Source organism: Rhodopseudomonas faecalis, from assembly GCF_003217325.1.
Classification (GTDB): domain Bacteria; phylum Pseudomonadota; class Alphaproteobacteria; order Rhizobiales; family Xanthobacteraceae; genus Rhodopseudomonas; species Rhodopseudomonas faecalis.
The window spans coordinates 103,356-117,838 of the sequence record NZ_QJTI01000009.1; the positions used below are offsets into that span (position 1 = coordinate 103,356).

Sequence of the window (14,483 nt, forward strand, 5' to 3'; positions counted from 1 at the left end):
CGAAACAGAAACGCCGGAGCTTTTCCCGGCGTTAGCCCATCTTCGCCAACAGCGCGTCCGAAACCTCGAAGTTGGCATAGACGTTCTGCACATCGTCGTGGTCGTTGAGCAGGTCCATCAACTTCAGCAGCTTCTCACCGATTTCGTCGTCGACCGACACGGTGTTTTGCGGCTTCCAGGTCAGCGCCGCCTTGCGCGCTTCGCCGAACTTGGCTTCCAGCGCCTTGGCGACTTCGCGGAACGTGTCCTGCGAGGCATAGACCTCGTGACCAGCGTCGTTCGACTGCACGTCGTCAGCACCCGCCTCGATCGCCGCGTCGAGCATATCGTCAGCGGAAGCGACGCTGGCGTCGTATTCGATCACGCCGAGCCGGTCGAACATGAACGACACCGAGCCGGTTTCGCCAAGATTGCCGCCGGACTTGGTGAAGTAGGAGCGGATATCGGACGCGGCGCGATTGCGATTGTCGGTCAGCGCTTCGACGATCACCGCGACGCCGCCGGGGCCGTAACCCTCGTAACGGATTTCGTCATAGTTCTCGCTGTCGCCACCGATCGCCTTCTTGATGGCGCGCTCGATGTTGTCCTTAGGCATATTTTCCGCCCGGGCGGCGAGCACCGCAGCGCGCAGCCGCGGGTTCATCGCAGGATCAGGCGTACCGAGCTTGGCGGCCACGGTAATTTCGCGCGCCAGCTTGCTGAAAATTTTCGACCGCTGAGCGTCTTGCCGACCCTTGCGGTGCATGATGTTCTTGAATTGCGAATGTCCGGCCATGAATCTCTCTTAAAAAAGGCGGGCTGGCGCGGCCTTATATTCTGTGACAGCCGCAAAATCAAAAGCCGGATGACCGAAAGATAAAGACCGGCAACGCAATCTGCGGCTGTTGGGTGGCGGAATCTTAACCGTGAATTCACCTGGAGATGCCAGCCTTTCCGGAATTTCGCAGGGCGGGACGGAAATGCCATGGTGTTGGGTCTCTTTCGCAGGCAATCGATTCCGGCTTCTCCGAGGCTCCCCGAGCCGCTGCCTGCTGCCGCTGCCCCGCCGCTGGCGCCGCACGACAGCCCCCACGACAATGGTCGCGACAATTCGCACGAGATCCTCGAACTGCTGGAAACCGAACTCGGCGGCCTGATCCGGCAGCTGGAACGCGCCGCCAATGCCGTCGCCAACGGCGCGCAATCGACCGCCGCCACGCTGCACGCGATCCGCGAACGTTCCGACGCGCTGACCGGACAGACCAGCGCCGCGCACAGCACCGCGACCAGCTTTTCGCAGACCGCCGACAAATTCACCCATTCGGCCGAAGGCATCGCCGCCCAGGTGCGGCAGGCCAGCGACCTCGCCGACCAGGCCAGCGCCGCCGCCAATGACGCCAGCCAGAATGTCGATCGCCTGCGCGAGTCTTCCGCCGCGATCGGCAATGTCGTCAATCTGATCTCGCAGATTGCCCGGCAGACCACGCTGCTCGCCCTCAATTCCACCATCGAAGCGGCGCGCGCCGGCGCTGCCGGCCGCGGCTTTGCGGTGGTGGCGACCGAGGTGAAAGCGCTGGCGGTGCAGACCCAGGAAGCGACCGAGGAGATCCGCAAGAAGATCGAGGCATTGCAGCGCGACGCCGCGAGTTCCGTCGATGCCGTGCATCGCATCACCGCGTCGATCGAAGCGATCCGCCCGGTGTTCGACAACGTCAATGGCGCGGTCGCCGAACAGAACCGCACCACCGCCGACATGGCGGACAACGTCGCCACCACCTCACAATTCATCGCGTCGGTCGGCAACAGCACCGCCGAAATCTCGACCGCCACCCATGAGGCCGAAGCCCATGGCGAGGAAGTCGCCACAGCCGGCCAGAACGTCACGGTGTTGACGGAAAAACTGAAGTCGCGCACCGCGGTGTTGCTCGGCCAGGGCCAGCGCGGCGAGAACCGCAATCGCGAGCGGCTGCCCTGCCATCTCGGCATCGAGATCGAGCGGCCGAGCGGGCGCGTCACCGCTCAGGTCTACGAAATCTCGATCGACGGCCTATTGATCGTCGGCCCGCAGGCGGCGTCCTTGCCGCGCGGCGACGCCATGAAGGCGCAGCTCGAGGGCGTCGGCGAATGTACCATTCGCGTCGATGAGCACGGCGCCACCGGCACCAAGGCCCGGTTCGCGGCCCTCGACATCGAGACCCGCGAGCGCATCGAAGACAAATTGTGGGCGCTGCACGACGAGAACATCGAATTCGTGACCCGCGCCATGGAAGCCGGCAGAGAACTCAACCGGATGTTCGAGCAGGCTGTGACCTCTGGCGCGATCAGCATCGATGATCTGTTCGACGAGAACTACGTCGAGATCCCCGGCACTAATCCCAAGCAGTTTCGCACCAAGGCGCTCGATTGGGCCGACCGCACGCTGCCGGCATTCCAGGAAGCTTTTTTGGCCAAAGACCCGCGCATGGTGTTTTGCGTGATGATCGATCGCAACGGCTATCTGCCGGTGCACAACCGCATCTATTCGCAGCCGCAGCGGCCCGGCGACGAAGCGTGGAACATGGCCAATAGCCGCAACCGCCGCATCTTCAACGATGCCGCCGGGCTCGCGGCCGGCCGCAATACCCGCTGCTATCTGATCCAGAGCTATGCGCGCGACATGGGCAAGGGCGTCACCGTGATGATGCGCGAGATCGACGTGCCGGTCGCGGTGCGTGGCCGGCATTGGGGCGGCTTCCGCACAGCGTACAAGCTGTAGGTGGTAGCGCGCGCGGCGCGCTACCAACCGGCCATCTAACTACCTCCAACAATCCGCACGATTTTGTGCGGCCGTGACCAATGGGTACTTGCCCCGGCCCGTCGGACAGACAACAATTCGCCGCGATCGGACGCCTGGGGTACTCACGCGATCCATTCGCAACTTTATTGAACTACTTTGGCTCTCCGTTCTGACCTCGCTGCTGATCGCAGCCGGGCCGGCGCGCTTTTTTGATCAAGCCTATTTCACGCCGCACCGCGGCCCAGGTCGAACCTACGACCGCCAACGCGACACAGAACGCGAAAGAGCGCGCCATGATGAGTGCGCGGCATTTGGAAACTAATCAATTCTGTAGGAGGCTCGGGTGGCCGCAACGATTAAATCGTCGCCATCTTCGGTAACGACGACCAAGGGACAAGCCAGCAAACGCTTTCAGGTCGCGCTGATCAAGCCGTCGCATTATGACGACGACGGCTATGTGATCCAATGGGTCCGGTCATTCATTCCGTCGAACTCGCTGGCGACGGTGTATAGCCTGGTCGACGACTCCCGGCAGCGCGCCGCGATCGGCGCCGAGGTTGCGATCGACATCACCGCGGCCGATGAAATCAACACCCGCATCAAGACCGACGAGATCATCGCACGGTTCGCGGCCCATAATAATTTCGGCCTGGTGTTCCTGGTCGGCGTGCAATCCAATCAGTTCCCGCGCGCCATCGATATCGCGCGGCCGCTGCGCGCCGCTGGCGTGTCGGTCGCGATCGGCGGCTTCCATGTCTCGGGCTGCATGGCGATGCTGCCCGGCATTCAAGCGGACATGCAGCAGGCGCTCGATCTCGGCATCACGCTCTATGCCGGCGAATTGGAAGGACGCTGCGATGACCTGCTGCGCGACGCCGCGCGCGGCGAGCTGAAGCCACTCTATAATTATCTGCACGATCTACCGTCGCTGGAAGGCGCGCCCTCGCCGCTGCTGCCCAAGCAATTCCTGAAGCGCACCTATCAGCTGCAAACCTCGTTCGACGCCGGGCGCGGCTGTCCCTATCAATGCTCGTTCTGCACCATCATCAATGTGCAGGGCCGCAAGTCGCGCGGCCGCAGCGCCGACGACGTGGAACGGCTGGTGCGCGAGAACCTGAAACAGGGCGTGTTCTGGTTCTTCATGACCGATGACAATTTTGCCCGCAACAAGGACTGGGAAGCGATTTTGGACCGGCTCGCCAAATTGCGCGCCGAGATCGCACAGAGCGGAGGCCGCGACATCAAGCTGGTGATTCAGGTTGATACGCTGTGCCACAAGATCGATGGCTTCATCGACAAAGCCAAGGCCGCCGGCGTGGTGCGCGTGTTCCTCGGGCTGGAGAGTATCAATCCGCAAAGCCTCGCCGCCGCCAATAAGCGCCAGAACAAGATCACCGAATATCGGCAGATGCTGCTGGCCTGGAAGAACGCCGGCGTGCTGACCTATGCCGGCTACATTCTCGGCTTCCCGCACGACACGCCGCAGAGCATCGCGGACGACATCGCGATCATTCAGGAGGAGCTGCCGCTCGACATTCTGGAGTTCTTCTGCCTGACGCCGCTGCCGGGCTCGGAAGATCACCAGACCAAGGTCAAGCTCGGCGAACCGATGGATGCCGACCTGAACCGCTACGACCTCGAACACGTCGTCACCACCCATCCGAAGATGAGCCGCGCGGAGTGGGAACAGGTCTATCGCTCGGTGTGGGACCTGTATTACTCCCGCGAGCATGTCGAGCGGATTTTGCGCCGCGCGGCGGCGACCGGCGGCGGCATCTCGCGGCTGGCGTCGATGATCTTCCTGTTCTCTTCGATGGTGAAGATCGAGAAGGTGCATCCGCTGCAGGGCGGCATCATCCGCATCAAGCGCCGTACCGATCGGCGCTCGTCACTGCCGATCGTGCCGGCCTGGCAATTCTATCCGGCGCTCGCGGTCGAGGTCGCGATCAAGCTTTATCGCAACGTCCGGCACTGGATGTGGATCGACGCGCTGCGCCGCGAGGTGCGCAACGACCCGAACCGGCTCGCCTATCGCGATACGGCCATCACCCCGGTCGATGAGCACGACGTCGAGAAACTGGAGCTGTTCAACCATAGCGCCGATGCGCAAGCCACGGTCGATCATCTGCGCAAGGTCAAGGAACTGACCACGGTGAAATCGGTGGCGTAACCGCCGCGCTGATCATCAAGACATCAGGGCCGGGAGCGATCCCGGCTTTCTTTTCGAGAAGCAACGCGCTCTTTCGTCGAAGCGGTCACGGCACTCGCGCACTCCCTCCCCCCGCGTAGATTGCAGATCAAAGAAGCGTCATGCCCGCGCTTGTCGCGGGCATCCACGTCTTTGAGCCTGTGAAGGATTAAACTCGTAGATGGCCGGGACGAGCCCGGCCATGACGCACGGAATCTCATCGACGCCGGTGCGATGAGATCATCCGACGCAATCGCGCCTGCCTCGATCAGCCCCGGACGCTCGCCGCTAGCTCAGCCAAAACTCCGGCAGCGCCGGCTGCAGGCGGCCGCCGATCCGCACCGGCGCGATCTTGCGCGCGAGGCCGCTCGCCGGATCGGTCTCCACCGCAACGCCGCTCAGCGTGGCAGCGCCATTGGCCGGCTCGAACCGGCCGGACGGAATCCCGGTGGTGAAACGGCGCAGCGGTTCGTCCTTCTGCATGCCGATCACCGAATCATAATCACCGGTCATGCCGGCATCGGTCATATAGGCGGTGCCGCCGGACAGAATCTGATGATCAGCGGTCGGCACATGGGTGTGGGTGCCGATCACCATGCTGGCGCGGCCATCGCAGAAAAACGCCATGCCCTGCTTTTCGCTCGACGCCTCGCCGTGGAAATCGATGACGATGGCGTCGGCCGCCTCGCCGAGCGGACAGGCTTCCAACTCACGCTCGATCGCGCTGAACGGATCGTTGAGCGGCTCCATGAACACCCGGCCCATGACGTTGATCACCAGCGCGCGGGCACCGTTCTTGGCCTCGATCATCGCCGCGCCGCGCCCCGGCGTGTAGCGCGGGAAATTCAGCGGCCGGATCAGCCGCGGCGCGCGCTCGATGAACACCAGCGCTTCTTTCTGATTCCAGGCGTGGTTGCCGAGCGTGACCGCATCGGCACCGGCATCGACCAGCTCGTGATAGATGTTCTCGGTAATGCCAAAGCCGCCGGCGGCATTCTCGCCATTGACCACGACCAAATCGAGCTTCCAGTCGCGGATCGCGCCTGGCAGATGGTCGGCCACCGCCGTCCGCCCGGATTTTCCGACCACATCGCCGATAAACAGGATCCGCAACTCACACTCTCCGGAGGTCGATCGTTTCGGTTTCCGTTAACACAAGATCGAGCGGTACGTCGTGCGCCAACGCCGGAATCGCCGGGATTTCCTGCACCGCGAAAGCGATGCCGATCGCCAGACGATCTCCGCCCGCCCGCAGTTGCGCAAGGCTACGATCGTAATAACCGCCACCATAACCGATCCGGTGGCCGAGCCGATCGAAGGCCGCGAGCGGCACCAGCACGATATCGGGCACCAGTTCCGGCTGGTCAGGCCCAGGCTCGGGAATGCCGAGCGGCCCACGCGCCAGCGGCGCGGTGGTGTCCCAGGCGCGGAACACCAGCGGCTGGTCGCGGCCGACGATCACCGGCAGCGCCGCGCGGGCGCCGCATTCCGTGAGGGCGCGCAGCAACGGCCGCGGATCGAACTCGCTGCGCACCGGCGCGTAGCCCGCAATCACGGTGCCAGGAGCAAAGTCAATTGGAAACGGCCGCGCCGCCACCGCCTGCGCCGCGGCGCTGCGTTCCGCGGCGCTGAGCGCGTCGCGGCGCGCCAAGGCGGCAGCGCGCAATACGGGTTTGGGCAGGCTCGGGGGGCGCAACGACATGCGCGGTTATAATCTGCGGTCGCCGCGCTCTGAAAGCCGGGGTTTTCCGCAACTGCGCTTTGCGTGAAGCGTTGCTTGCGCTGGCCAGAAAAAGTGCGAAGCCACAGTTGCCGTTGGGGTGCTCGATCCCGGAGTTCCCTACGAAAGTAGGTGGGCACCATATGACCGGGTCCACGGACCCGGCCAGGGACAGTTCCCTGAAGGATCGATAAGGCCCCGGGGATGTATGACCCCTGACGCGCACCGCAGCCTCGCCCAGCCAATGTAGTCGGCGCGCGCGCTGTTCGCCAGCCCGGCGGGTAGCATGCTGCGCCGTTTTCCCGGAATGAAAACGCTATCTCATACCATCGGGTCGTATCAATGACCGTCATACCCGCGCTTGTCGCGGGTATCCACGTCTTAAAATCGTAGCAAGATCAGGGATGTGGATGGCCGGGACGAGCCCGGCCATGACGTGCGGATAGGTTGGTATCAATCGCCGTTGGTATCACCACAACGAAAAAAGCCGGCGCGTGAGCACCGGCTTTAATCAGTTCAGATGCGGCTTGCTCAGTTCAGCTTGGAGCGAACCTCGGCGATACCCTTGCCGATCAGATCGTCGGCGACGGAGCCTTTCACCGACTGCGACAGGATCGTCGAGGCCGCGGCAACGGCGGCATTGGCCGCAGCCGCACGCACATCGGCCATCGCCTGCGCTTCGGCCATTGCGATCTTGGCCTCGGCAGACTTGGTGCGACGGGCGACGAAGTCTTCCAGTTTGGCCTTGGCTTCGGCCGCGATCCGTTCGGCCTCTTCCTTGGCACTGGAGATGATCGCCTCGGCTTCGCGTTCGGCGCTGCCAGCGCGCGCCTTGTAGTCGGCGAGCAGCTTCGCGGCTTCTTCTTTGAGGCGACGCGCCTCATCGAGTTCGGCCTGAATCCGGTCGCGCCGATTGTCGAGCGCCGTGAGCACCGTGCGGTGCACGCCAAAATAGACGAACAGCGCCATCAAGATGACGAAGGAGACGGCGACCCAGGTTTCCGGTTGGGACAACAGGTGCATCATCGCCATCACCCCTTCAACGAAGCTGAGACGGCGTTACCGACCGCCTTGCTGTCGGGCGACAGGCCCGCCAGCTGCTGCACGATCGCGGCGGCAGCGTCGGTGGCAATGCCTTGGACGTTGCTCATCGCAGATTCGCGGGTGGCGGCGATGGTTTTCTCCGCCTCCGCGAGCTTGACCGCAAGCCGCTCTTCAAGAGCCTTGCGTTCGGCGTCGGCCGCGGCGTTGAGACGCTCACGGGTTTCGGCGCCGATCGCCTGAGCCTTGGCGCGAGCCTGCGCCAGGGCCGTTTCGTAAGCCTTCAGGGCCTCGTCGGACTGGCCCTTGAGCTTCTGTGCCTCGGCGAAATCGTCCTCGATACGCTTCTGGCGTGCTTCGATGGTGCCGCCCACCTTGGGCAGCGCAATCTTCGACACGATCAGATACAGCGCCACGAAGGCGATCAGCAGCGACACAAGCTGAGACGCGAACGTCTCTTTCTGGAACGGCGGAAACGCGCGTCCATGCGCCGCATCGGCTTCGGTGTGGGCAGTGGTGCCCTTTGCGTCGCCAAGACCTTGAGCCACGGGATACTCCTGTCCGAACGATAGAGGCCCTGACGGCCTCCACCGCTAATAGCTTAGAGGGCGAACAGCAGCAGCAGCGCGATCAGCAGCGAGAAGATGCCGAGCGCTTCGGTCACGGCGAAGCCGAAAATCAGGTTGCCGAACTGGCCCTGGGCGGCCGACGGATTGCGCACCGCGGCGGCAAGGTAGTTACCGAAGATGATGCCCACGCCGGCGCCAGCGCCGCCCATGCCAATGCAGGCAATACCAGCGCCAATGTACTTCGCGGCAATCGGATCCATGAAACCAGCTCCTTTAGGGGTTTGCGGTAGAGACCGGGCTTCAGTGACCCGGGTGAATCGCATCGTTGATGTAGATGCAGGTGAGGATAGTGAAGACGTAGGCCTGCAGGAACGCGACCAGAAGTTCCAGGGCCGTCAGCGCCACGGTCAGGCTGAGCGGCAGCACCGCGCCGGCCCAGCCAGCGACGCCCATGGCGCCGAGCATGGTGACGAAGCTCGCGAACACTTTTAGCGTGATGTGACCCGCCAGCATGTTGGCAAACAGACGAACGCTGTGAGAGATCGGGCGCGACAGGAACGAGATGATCTCGATCAGCACGACGAGCGGCAGGATCACGACCGGAATGCCGGAGGGCACGAACAGCTTAAAGAACTTCAGACCGTTCTTATAGAAGCCGTAGACCAGCACCGTGAAGAACACCAACAGCGCAAGCGCAGCGGTGACGATGATGTGGCTCGAAACCGTGAAGGTGTAAGGAATGATGCCGATCATGTTCGAAACGCAGATGAACATGAACAGCGAGAACACCAGCGGGAAGAACTTCATGCCTTCCGCACCAGCACTGGAGCGGACGGTATTGGCTACGAATTCGTAGGACAGTTCAGCCAGCGACTGAAAGCGGCCGGGCACCAGCTTGCGACCCGCGCCGAGCATCAGCAGCGAAATCAGCGCCACCGACAACAGCATGTAGGCGGTGGAGTTGGTGAACGCGATCTCATAACCGCCGATATTGGCGATGGTGAAGATCTTCTCGATATTAAACTGGTGAATCGGATCGATCATCCGCGCGGTATCTCTCGGTCCACCGGCGAGGCCGGCGCTGTGACATCAATCGTCTCGAATTCGCGTTGTCAGCGCGGCTTTTTGTCCGGGACGACGCCAGCAGACCGCACCACGTTCAGCACGCCGGCCGCAAAGCCGAGCATAAAGAACACGATGAGCCCCCAAGGCGAGGTCGACAGCAATTGGTCGATCCCCCAGCCAATCACCGCTCCAACAGCAACACCCGCGACCAGCTCCGATGAAAGCCGGAAACCGCGCGCCATGGCCGAAGCCCTGGCCGCACCGTCTCCACCTTCATTGCCGGGTTGGTCAGCTTGAGCGGTACGAGTGTCGCGACGAGCGGACAATCGTTGCTCAAGACTTCCGAGCCTTGCGGAAAGCGCAGTTTCCTCGGGCGTTGGACTGTCGGCACTTCCGTTCTTGCGCTCACCGCCGCGGCCCGTGTCGTCCGTCATGATAACGAGACCCGAAATGTGCGGAGGACGATGGAAGTAACGCCCCGTTCACCCTTGAAAACCGCGCGGACCATACTGACGGTGCCCACCCAAGTCAAGATTTCAGGGCCAGAGCCTATGCGCTTGATTTGCTTGGTACTATTGCGAAAATCCAAAACCCGGCGCGGACCGATCGTCGCGCCGCAACACAAGGATGCGATTGCACGCGCCTTGCAGCTTCGCGGCCGGTGCCGCCCGCCGCTGCTCAGGCCCCTGCCCCAGGCCCGGCGGGAGCCCCATACCGAGCTTGGGCAAACACCTGGGCGGTCGTGCCCCGTTCTCGCCGTAAGTGTCTCGGATCACAGCACGAACAGGCCGCGCCGCACCTTCGCGCAGCGCCCCAGGCCGGCCATCGCGACCAAAAAACGACAATTTTGAATTGAATTGGCGGAGTTGCCGCCTACTGCCTTTCTTCCTCCCGATCAGCGCCTAGATTGGGAGTTATGCGCTGAGCGCACACAGAATCGGATGAAGATGATGAACAACGCAGCGTTTCGACGGCTGCCCACAGAAAAAATGACACTGGCGGCCGCCGCCGTGCTGCTGGCGCTGACCGCCAGTTCGCTCGGCCATTCGGCCCCCGATACCGAAAACGGCCGCTACACGCTGGAGTCGCGCGGCGACGGGTTCCTGCGACTCGACAGCCGCAGCGGCACGGCGTCGATCTGTTCCGACAAGGGCCAGGGCTGGACCTGCCAGACCATGCCTGACGAGCGCGCCGCGCTCGATGCCGAGATCGGCCGCCTGACCGGCGACCTCGACAGGCTGAAAGCGGAACACCAGGCACTGCAGCGCGAGGCCGACGAATTGCGCAAGGCCAATGAAGCGCTGAAATTGCAGCTCGCCAACCGCGACGGCCCGGCCACCGGCAAGACCGACGAGGCGCTGCCCAAGGGCGATTCGCTGCGCAAGCCGGAGATCAAATCGACCGACGGCGAGCGCAAGCTGGAAATCCCGCTGCCGAGCGACCGCGAGATCGATAAGTGGATGGCCTATGTCGAGCAGGCTTGGCGCAAGCTGGTCGATATCGCCGGCCGGCTGCAAAAGGACACCAGCGGCGACAAGATTTAAGGCCAAGAGCAATTGATACCAACCTCGCCGCGCGTCATGGCCGGGCTCGTCCCGGCCATCCACGTCTCTGATCCGGCAGCGCTTTCAAGTCGTGGATACCCGCGACAAGCGCGGGCATGACGGGTCATTGGTGAACTTGGTTTAAGACCCGCTCGCGGCCGCCAGGATTAGGCCCGTCGCTTTGCTCTCTCCATCGGAGACGTTCGGAGACGTGATGAGTTCATCCCAACGCAGCTCACGCACGGCGCTGAGCCGTGCCGCGGTCGACACCGTGGTCTCGACCACGCTGAATCTGCGCACAGCCGGCGCCAATTTTCTTGATCTGACACCCGACATCGCCGCCTTCGTCACCGAGGCGCGTGCCGCCGACGGCGCGGTGACGGTGTTCGTGCGTCACACCTCGGCGTCGCTGACCATTCAGGAAAACGCCGACCCGACCGTGCTGATCGATCTCGCCACGGCACTGCAACGGCTCGCGCCCGAGAATGCCGGCTGGCAGCACGACACCGAGGGGGCCGACGATATGCCGGCGCATATCAAGACCATGCTGACCGGCGCCTCGCTGCAAATCCCGGTGCTGAACGGCCGGCTCGCGCTCGGCACTTGGCAGGCGGTCTATCTGATCGAGCACCGCCGCCGCCCGCACCACCGCGACGTGGTGCTGCAATTCATCGGCAGTGCGGTGTGACAATGGCGGCTTGATCGCGCCAACAAGCGACCGTCTCAACGACGCGGTCGCGCCCGCATGCCTTTCCCTCCTGCTGCGTAGCGGTGGGGAGGGAAAACGCGCGCGGCGCTGTCTCAGGCCATCACTAGCGGCGCCTTGCATCCGAACGCAACAAAACCGCAAAAGAAAGCAGCTGAACAAAAACGGCCGCGGATTGCGCCGCGGCCGCTTCGTTTTCAGATCAGTCGGCGATTAGTGCCGGCCGATATCGGCGTCCTTGGTTTCCGGCAGGAAGATCAGGCCGACCACCACGGTGATCGACGCAAAGATGATCGGATACCAGAGGCCAGCATAGATATCGCCGGTCGACGCCACGATCGCGAACGCGGTCGCCGGCAGAAGGCCGCCGAACCAACCGTTACCGATGTGGTAGGGCAGCGACATCGAGGTGTAGCGGATCCGCGCCGGGAACAGCTCGACCAGCATCGCCGCGATCGGGCCGTAGACCATGGTGACGAACAGCACCAGCACGAACAGCAGACCGATCACCGCCGCCACCTGCGGACGGAACACGTCGAACGGATGCGACATCTTCACGATCTCGGGGTTGCCGGCCTTCGGATAGCCCGCGGCCTGCACCGCCGCCAGCACCTGCGGATTGGAGGTCTTGGCGTCGACGTACGGGATCTCCTGGTCATTGACCAGCACCTTGACGCCGGAGCCGGCCGGGCCATTGGCGGTCGAGTACTTCACCGAGGACTGCGACAAGTAAGCGCGGGCGGTGTCGCAAGGCGCGGTGAACACGCGGGTGCCGACCGGGTTGAACAGGTCACCGCAGCCAGCCGGATCAGCGACCACCTGCACCTTGATCTGTTCGACGGCCTTTTCCAGCGCCGGGTTGGCGTAGGTGGTGATCATCTTGAAGATCGGGAAGAAGCTCAGCGCCGCGATCAAGCAGCCCGCCAGGATGATCGGCTTACGGCCGATCTTATCCGACAACCAGCCGAACACGATGAAGAAGCCAGTGCCGAGCAGCAGCGACCAGGCGATCAGCAGGTTGGCGGTGTAGCCGTCGACCTTCAGGATCGATTGCAGGAAGAACAGCGCATAGAACTGGCCGGTGTACCAGACCACGCCCTGGCCCATCACGCCGCCGAGCAGCGCGATCAGCACGATCTTGGCATTGCCCCAATTGGCGAACGCTTCGGTGAGCGGCGCCTTCGAGGTCTTGCCCTCTTCCTTCATCTTCTGGAACACCGGCGACTCATTGAGCCGCAGCCGGATCCAGACCGAGACGCCGAGCAGCACCACCGAGATCAGGAACGGCACGCGCCAGCCCCAGGCCGCAAAATTCTCTTCGCCGAGAATGGTTCGGGTAAACAAGATCACCAGCAGCGATAGGAACAGGCCGAGTGTTGCTGTGGTTTGAATGAATGAGGTGTAGTAGCCGCGCTTACCGGGCGGGGCATGTTCGGCCACATAGGTCGCCGCACCGCCATATTCGCCGCCGAGCGCCAGGCCCTGCAACAGACGCAGACAGATCAGGATGATCGGCGCCGCGATACCAATGGTAGCGGCGTTGGGCAGCAGGCCGACGATGAAGGTCGACAGGCCCATGATCAGAATGGTGACGAGGAAGGTGTACTTACGGCCGACGATGTCGCCGACCCGGCCGAACACGATGGCGCCGAACGGGCGCACCAGAAAGCCGGCAGCGAACGCCAGCAGTGCAAAGATGTCGCGGGTGGCAGGCGGATAGGCGCTGAAGAACTGGGCGCCGATGATGCTCGCGAGCGAGCCGTACAGGTAGAAATCGTACCATTCGAACACGGTACCGAGCGACGACGCGAGAATGACGAAACGTTCGTCCTTCGTCATACCGCGCGAGCGCGTAGGCGCAGCCGTTATGGTTGCCATCTTGGAACACCTCCCCATAAGAAAATAATCAAAAACGCCGTCGCTTTTGGCCATTATTTAACGGCTGACTTCGCAGCGCTTGACACTAAGGTAACATCGTCACGATACCTCGCCCAATACGACTTTTGGCGCCGCCTTCACACGCTATGGTTGTAGTCGGTGACAACAACTCTCACTCCGTTTGCCACCCGAAAGGCAAACTGATTGATCCGGCTTGAAATTGTTTGCTTGCCAGACGTTGACGGTCAGGCGAAAATTACTGAAATGCCCCCTGCGATAACCGCAAAGGCCGGGCCCTCTGCAACCCCCATCAGATTTAGATGACCCCCAATCCAAGTACGCATCTCATCATTGCTGATGATCATCCGCTGTTTCGCGATGCCCTGCGCCATGCCGTCGCGAGTGTCGTGCCCTCCGCCAAAATCGGCGAGGCCGGCACCTTCGAGGAGCTCACCGGCATACTGGAGCGGGAGTCAGACGTCGATCTGGTCCTGCTCGACCTGTCGATGCCCGGTATCAGTGGCTTTTCGGGACTAATATACCTGCGAGCCCAGTATCCGGCAATCCCGGTGGTAATCGTATCCGCCAGTGATGACGTCGGTACCATCCGCCGCTCGCTGGATTTCGGTGCCTCCGGCTTCGTGCCGAAGCGCTACGGCGTCGATACGCTGCGCGACGCCATCCAGAAGGTACTGGACGGCGACGTCTGGATTCCGTCCGACATCGACCTCAATGCCGCCGCCGATCCGGAGATGACCAAGCTGCGCGACCGGCTGATCACGCTGACCCCGCAGCAGGTGCGGGTGCTGATGATGCTGTCCGAGGGGCTGCTCAACAAGCAGATCGCCTACGAGCTCGGCGTGTCGGAAGCGACCATCAAGGCGCATGTCTCGGCGATCCTGCAAAAGCTCGGCGTCGAGAGCCGCACCCAGGCCGTGATCGCTGCCGCCAAGATTTCGGCGGGGCAGTGGCGCCCGGACGCGCCGCAGTAACGGCGACTCCCCTCGCCGCGATCTG

Annotated in this window: 14 protein-coding genes and 1 other RNA gene; 5 read left to right on the top strand and 10 right to left on the bottom strand. The window is 62.9% G+C overall.

The genetic code is table 11. From position 1 onward, the window contains the following. Positions 1-31: 31 nt before the first annotated feature. Positions 32-775 carry a YebC/PmpR family DNA-binding transcriptional regulator gene (locus BJ122_RS09395; RefSeq protein WP_103011592.1) on the bottom strand — a complete coding sequence of 248 codons (744 nt, stop codon included), beginning with the start codon at positions 773-775 and terminating at the stop codon, positions 32-34. 189 nt (positions 776-964) lie between these two features. Between BJ122_RS09395 and BJ122_RS09400 the strand changes: the two genes are divergently transcribed. After that, a complete protein-coding gene (locus tag BJ122_RS09400) occupies positions 965-2,734 on the top strand; it encodes a methyl-accepting chemotaxis protein (RefSeq protein WP_110780794.1) in 1,770 nt (589 codons plus the stop codon). A gap of 364 nt (positions 2,735-3,098) precedes the next feature. Beyond that, positions 3,099-4,925, top strand: a complete 1,827-nt coding sequence (locus BJ122_RS09405; protein ID WP_110780795.1) for a B12-binding domain-containing radical SAM protein — start codon at positions 3,099-3,101, stop codon at positions 4,923-4,925. Between the two features lie 306 nt (positions 4,926-5,231). On the opposite strand, the gene BJ122_RS09410 is transcribed toward BJ122_RS09405, so the two are convergent. The 8 genes from BJ122_RS09410 to BJ122_RS09445 all read right to left on the bottom strand — a co-directional run bounded on the left by BJ122_RS09410 (position 5,232) and on the right by BJ122_RS09445 (position 9,772). Then, on the bottom strand, positions 5,232-6,056 hold the full coding sequence (locus BJ122_RS09410; protein WP_110780796.1) for a TIGR00282 family metallophosphoesterase: 825 nt from the start codon (positions 6,054-6,056) through the stop codon (positions 5,232-5,234). A gap of 1 nt (position 6,057) precedes the next feature. Then, the gene (locus BJ122_RS09415) at positions 6,058-6,645 is read right to left on the bottom strand and encodes a 5-formyltetrahydrofolate cyclo-ligase (RefSeq protein WP_110780797.1); all 588 of its coding nucleotides are present in this window, start codon (positions 6,643-6,645) and stop codon (positions 6,058-6,060) included. A 94-nt stretch (positions 6,646-6,739) separates the two neighbouring features. Continuing rightward, positions 6,740-6,900: non-coding RNA, 6S RNA (gene ssrS / locus BJ122_RS09420), on the bottom strand. A 294-nt stretch (positions 6,901-7,194) separates the two neighbouring features. Beyond that, entirely contained in the window at positions 7,195-7,686 is a 492-nt protein-coding gene (locus BJ122_RS09425; RefSeq protein ID WP_110780836.1) for a F0F1 ATP synthase subunit B family protein, read from the bottom strand. A gap of 8 nt (positions 7,687-7,694) precedes the next feature. Then, positions 7,695-8,252, bottom strand: a complete 558-nt coding sequence (locus BJ122_RS09430) for a F0F1 ATP synthase subunit B family protein (protein ID WP_027279318.1) — start codon at positions 8,250-8,252, stop codon at positions 7,695-7,697. 53 nt (positions 8,253-8,305) lie between these two features. Then, complete coding sequence (locus BJ122_RS09435; RefSeq protein ID WP_009796340.1) at positions 8,306-8,533, bottom strand: F0F1 ATP synthase subunit C; 228 nt, start codon at positions 8,531-8,533, stop codon at positions 8,306-8,308. Between the two features lie 40 nt (positions 8,534-8,573). Next, positions 8,574-9,317 carry a F0F1 ATP synthase subunit A gene (locus tag BJ122_RS09440; protein WP_027279317.1) on the bottom strand — a complete coding sequence of 248 codons (744 nt, stop codon included), beginning with the start codon at positions 9,315-9,317 and terminating at the stop codon, positions 8,574-8,576. 68 nt (positions 9,318-9,385) lie between these two features. Next, positions 9,386-9,772, bottom strand: coding sequence for an AtpZ/AtpI family protein (locus BJ122_RS09445; protein ID WP_110780798.1), 387 nt, complete (start codon positions 9,770-9,772; stop codon positions 9,386-9,388). A 555-nt stretch (positions 9,773-10,327) separates the two neighbouring features. Here BJ122_RS09445 and BJ122_RS09450 point away from each other — a divergent pair. Further along, positions 10,328-10,882 (top strand): hypothetical protein, encoded by a 555-nt coding sequence (locus BJ122_RS09450; protein ID WP_245407674.1) that lies wholly within the window; start codon positions 10,328-10,330, stop codon positions 10,880-10,882. Positions 10,883-11,096: 214 nt separating this feature from the next. Beyond that, positions 11,097-11,570 carry a secondary thiamine-phosphate synthase enzyme YjbQ gene (locus BJ122_RS09455; RefSeq protein ID WP_110780799.1) on the top strand — a complete coding sequence of 158 codons (474 nt, stop codon included), beginning with the start codon at positions 11,097-11,099 and terminating at the stop codon, positions 11,568-11,570. A 231-nt stretch (positions 11,571-11,801) separates the two neighbouring features. Here the strand turns inward: BJ122_RS09455 and BJ122_RS09460 are convergent, their stop codons facing one another. Next, complete coding sequence (locus tag BJ122_RS09460; protein WP_110780800.1) at positions 11,802-13,466, bottom strand: MFS transporter; 1,665 nt, start codon at positions 13,464-13,466, stop codon at positions 11,802-11,804. Positions 13,467-13,786: 320 nt separating this feature from the next. On the opposite strand from BJ122_RS09460, the gene BJ122_RS09465 reads away from it, so the two are divergent. After that, positions 13,787-14,458 (top strand): response regulator, encoded by a 672-nt coding sequence (locus BJ122_RS09465; protein ID WP_110780801.1) that lies wholly within the window; start codon positions 13,787-13,789, stop codon positions 14,456-14,458. Positions 14,459-14,483: the final 25 nt, after the last annotated feature.

What these genes read in the sequence shown, in the direction of transcription:
- BJ122_RS09440 (WP_027279317.1), bottom strand. Translation starts at nt 9,317, where the DNA reads ATGATCGATCCGATTCACCAGTTTAATATCGAGAAGATCTTCACCATC.
- BJ122_RS09415 (WP_110780797.1), bottom strand. Translation starts at nt 6,645, where the DNA reads ATGTCGTTGCGCCCCCCGAGCCTGCCCAAACCCGTATTGCGCGCTGCC.
- BJ122_RS09425 (WP_110780836.1), bottom strand. Translation starts at nt 7,686, where the DNA reads ATGCACCTGTTGTCCCAACCGGAAACCTGGGTCGCCGTCTCCTTCGTC.
- BJ122_RS09465 (WP_110780801.1), top strand. Translation starts at nt 13,787, where the DNA reads ATGACCCCCAATCCAAGTACGCATCTCATCATTGCTGATGATCATCCG.
- BJ122_RS09395 (WP_103011592.1), bottom strand. Translation starts at nt 775, where the DNA reads ATGGCCGGACATTCGCAATTCAAGAACATCATGCACCGCAAGGGTCGG.
- BJ122_RS09460 (WP_110780800.1), bottom strand. Translation starts at nt 13,466, where the DNA reads ATGGCAACCATAACGGCTGCGCCTACGCGCTCGCGCGGTATGACGAAG.
- BJ122_RS09450 (WP_245407674.1), top strand. Translation starts at nt 10,328, where the DNA reads ATGACACTGGCGGCCGCCGCCGTGCTGCTGGCGCTGACCGCCAGTTCG.
- BJ122_RS09435 (WP_009796340.1), bottom strand. Translation starts at nt 8,533, where the DNA reads ATGGATCCGATTGCCGCGAAGTACATTGGCGCTGGTATTGCCTGCATT.
- BJ122_RS09400 (WP_110780794.1), top strand. Translation starts at nt 965, where the DNA reads ATGGTGTTGGGTCTCTTTCGCAGGCAATCGATTCCGGCTTCTCCGAGG.
- BJ122_RS09455 (WP_110780799.1), top strand. Translation starts at nt 11,097, where the DNA reads ATGAGTTCATCCCAACGCAGCTCACGCACGGCGCTGAGCCGTGCCGCG.
- BJ122_RS09445 (WP_110780798.1), bottom strand. Translation starts at nt 9,772, where the DNA reads ATGACGGACGACACGGGCCGCGGCGGTGAGCGCAAGAACGGAAGTGCC.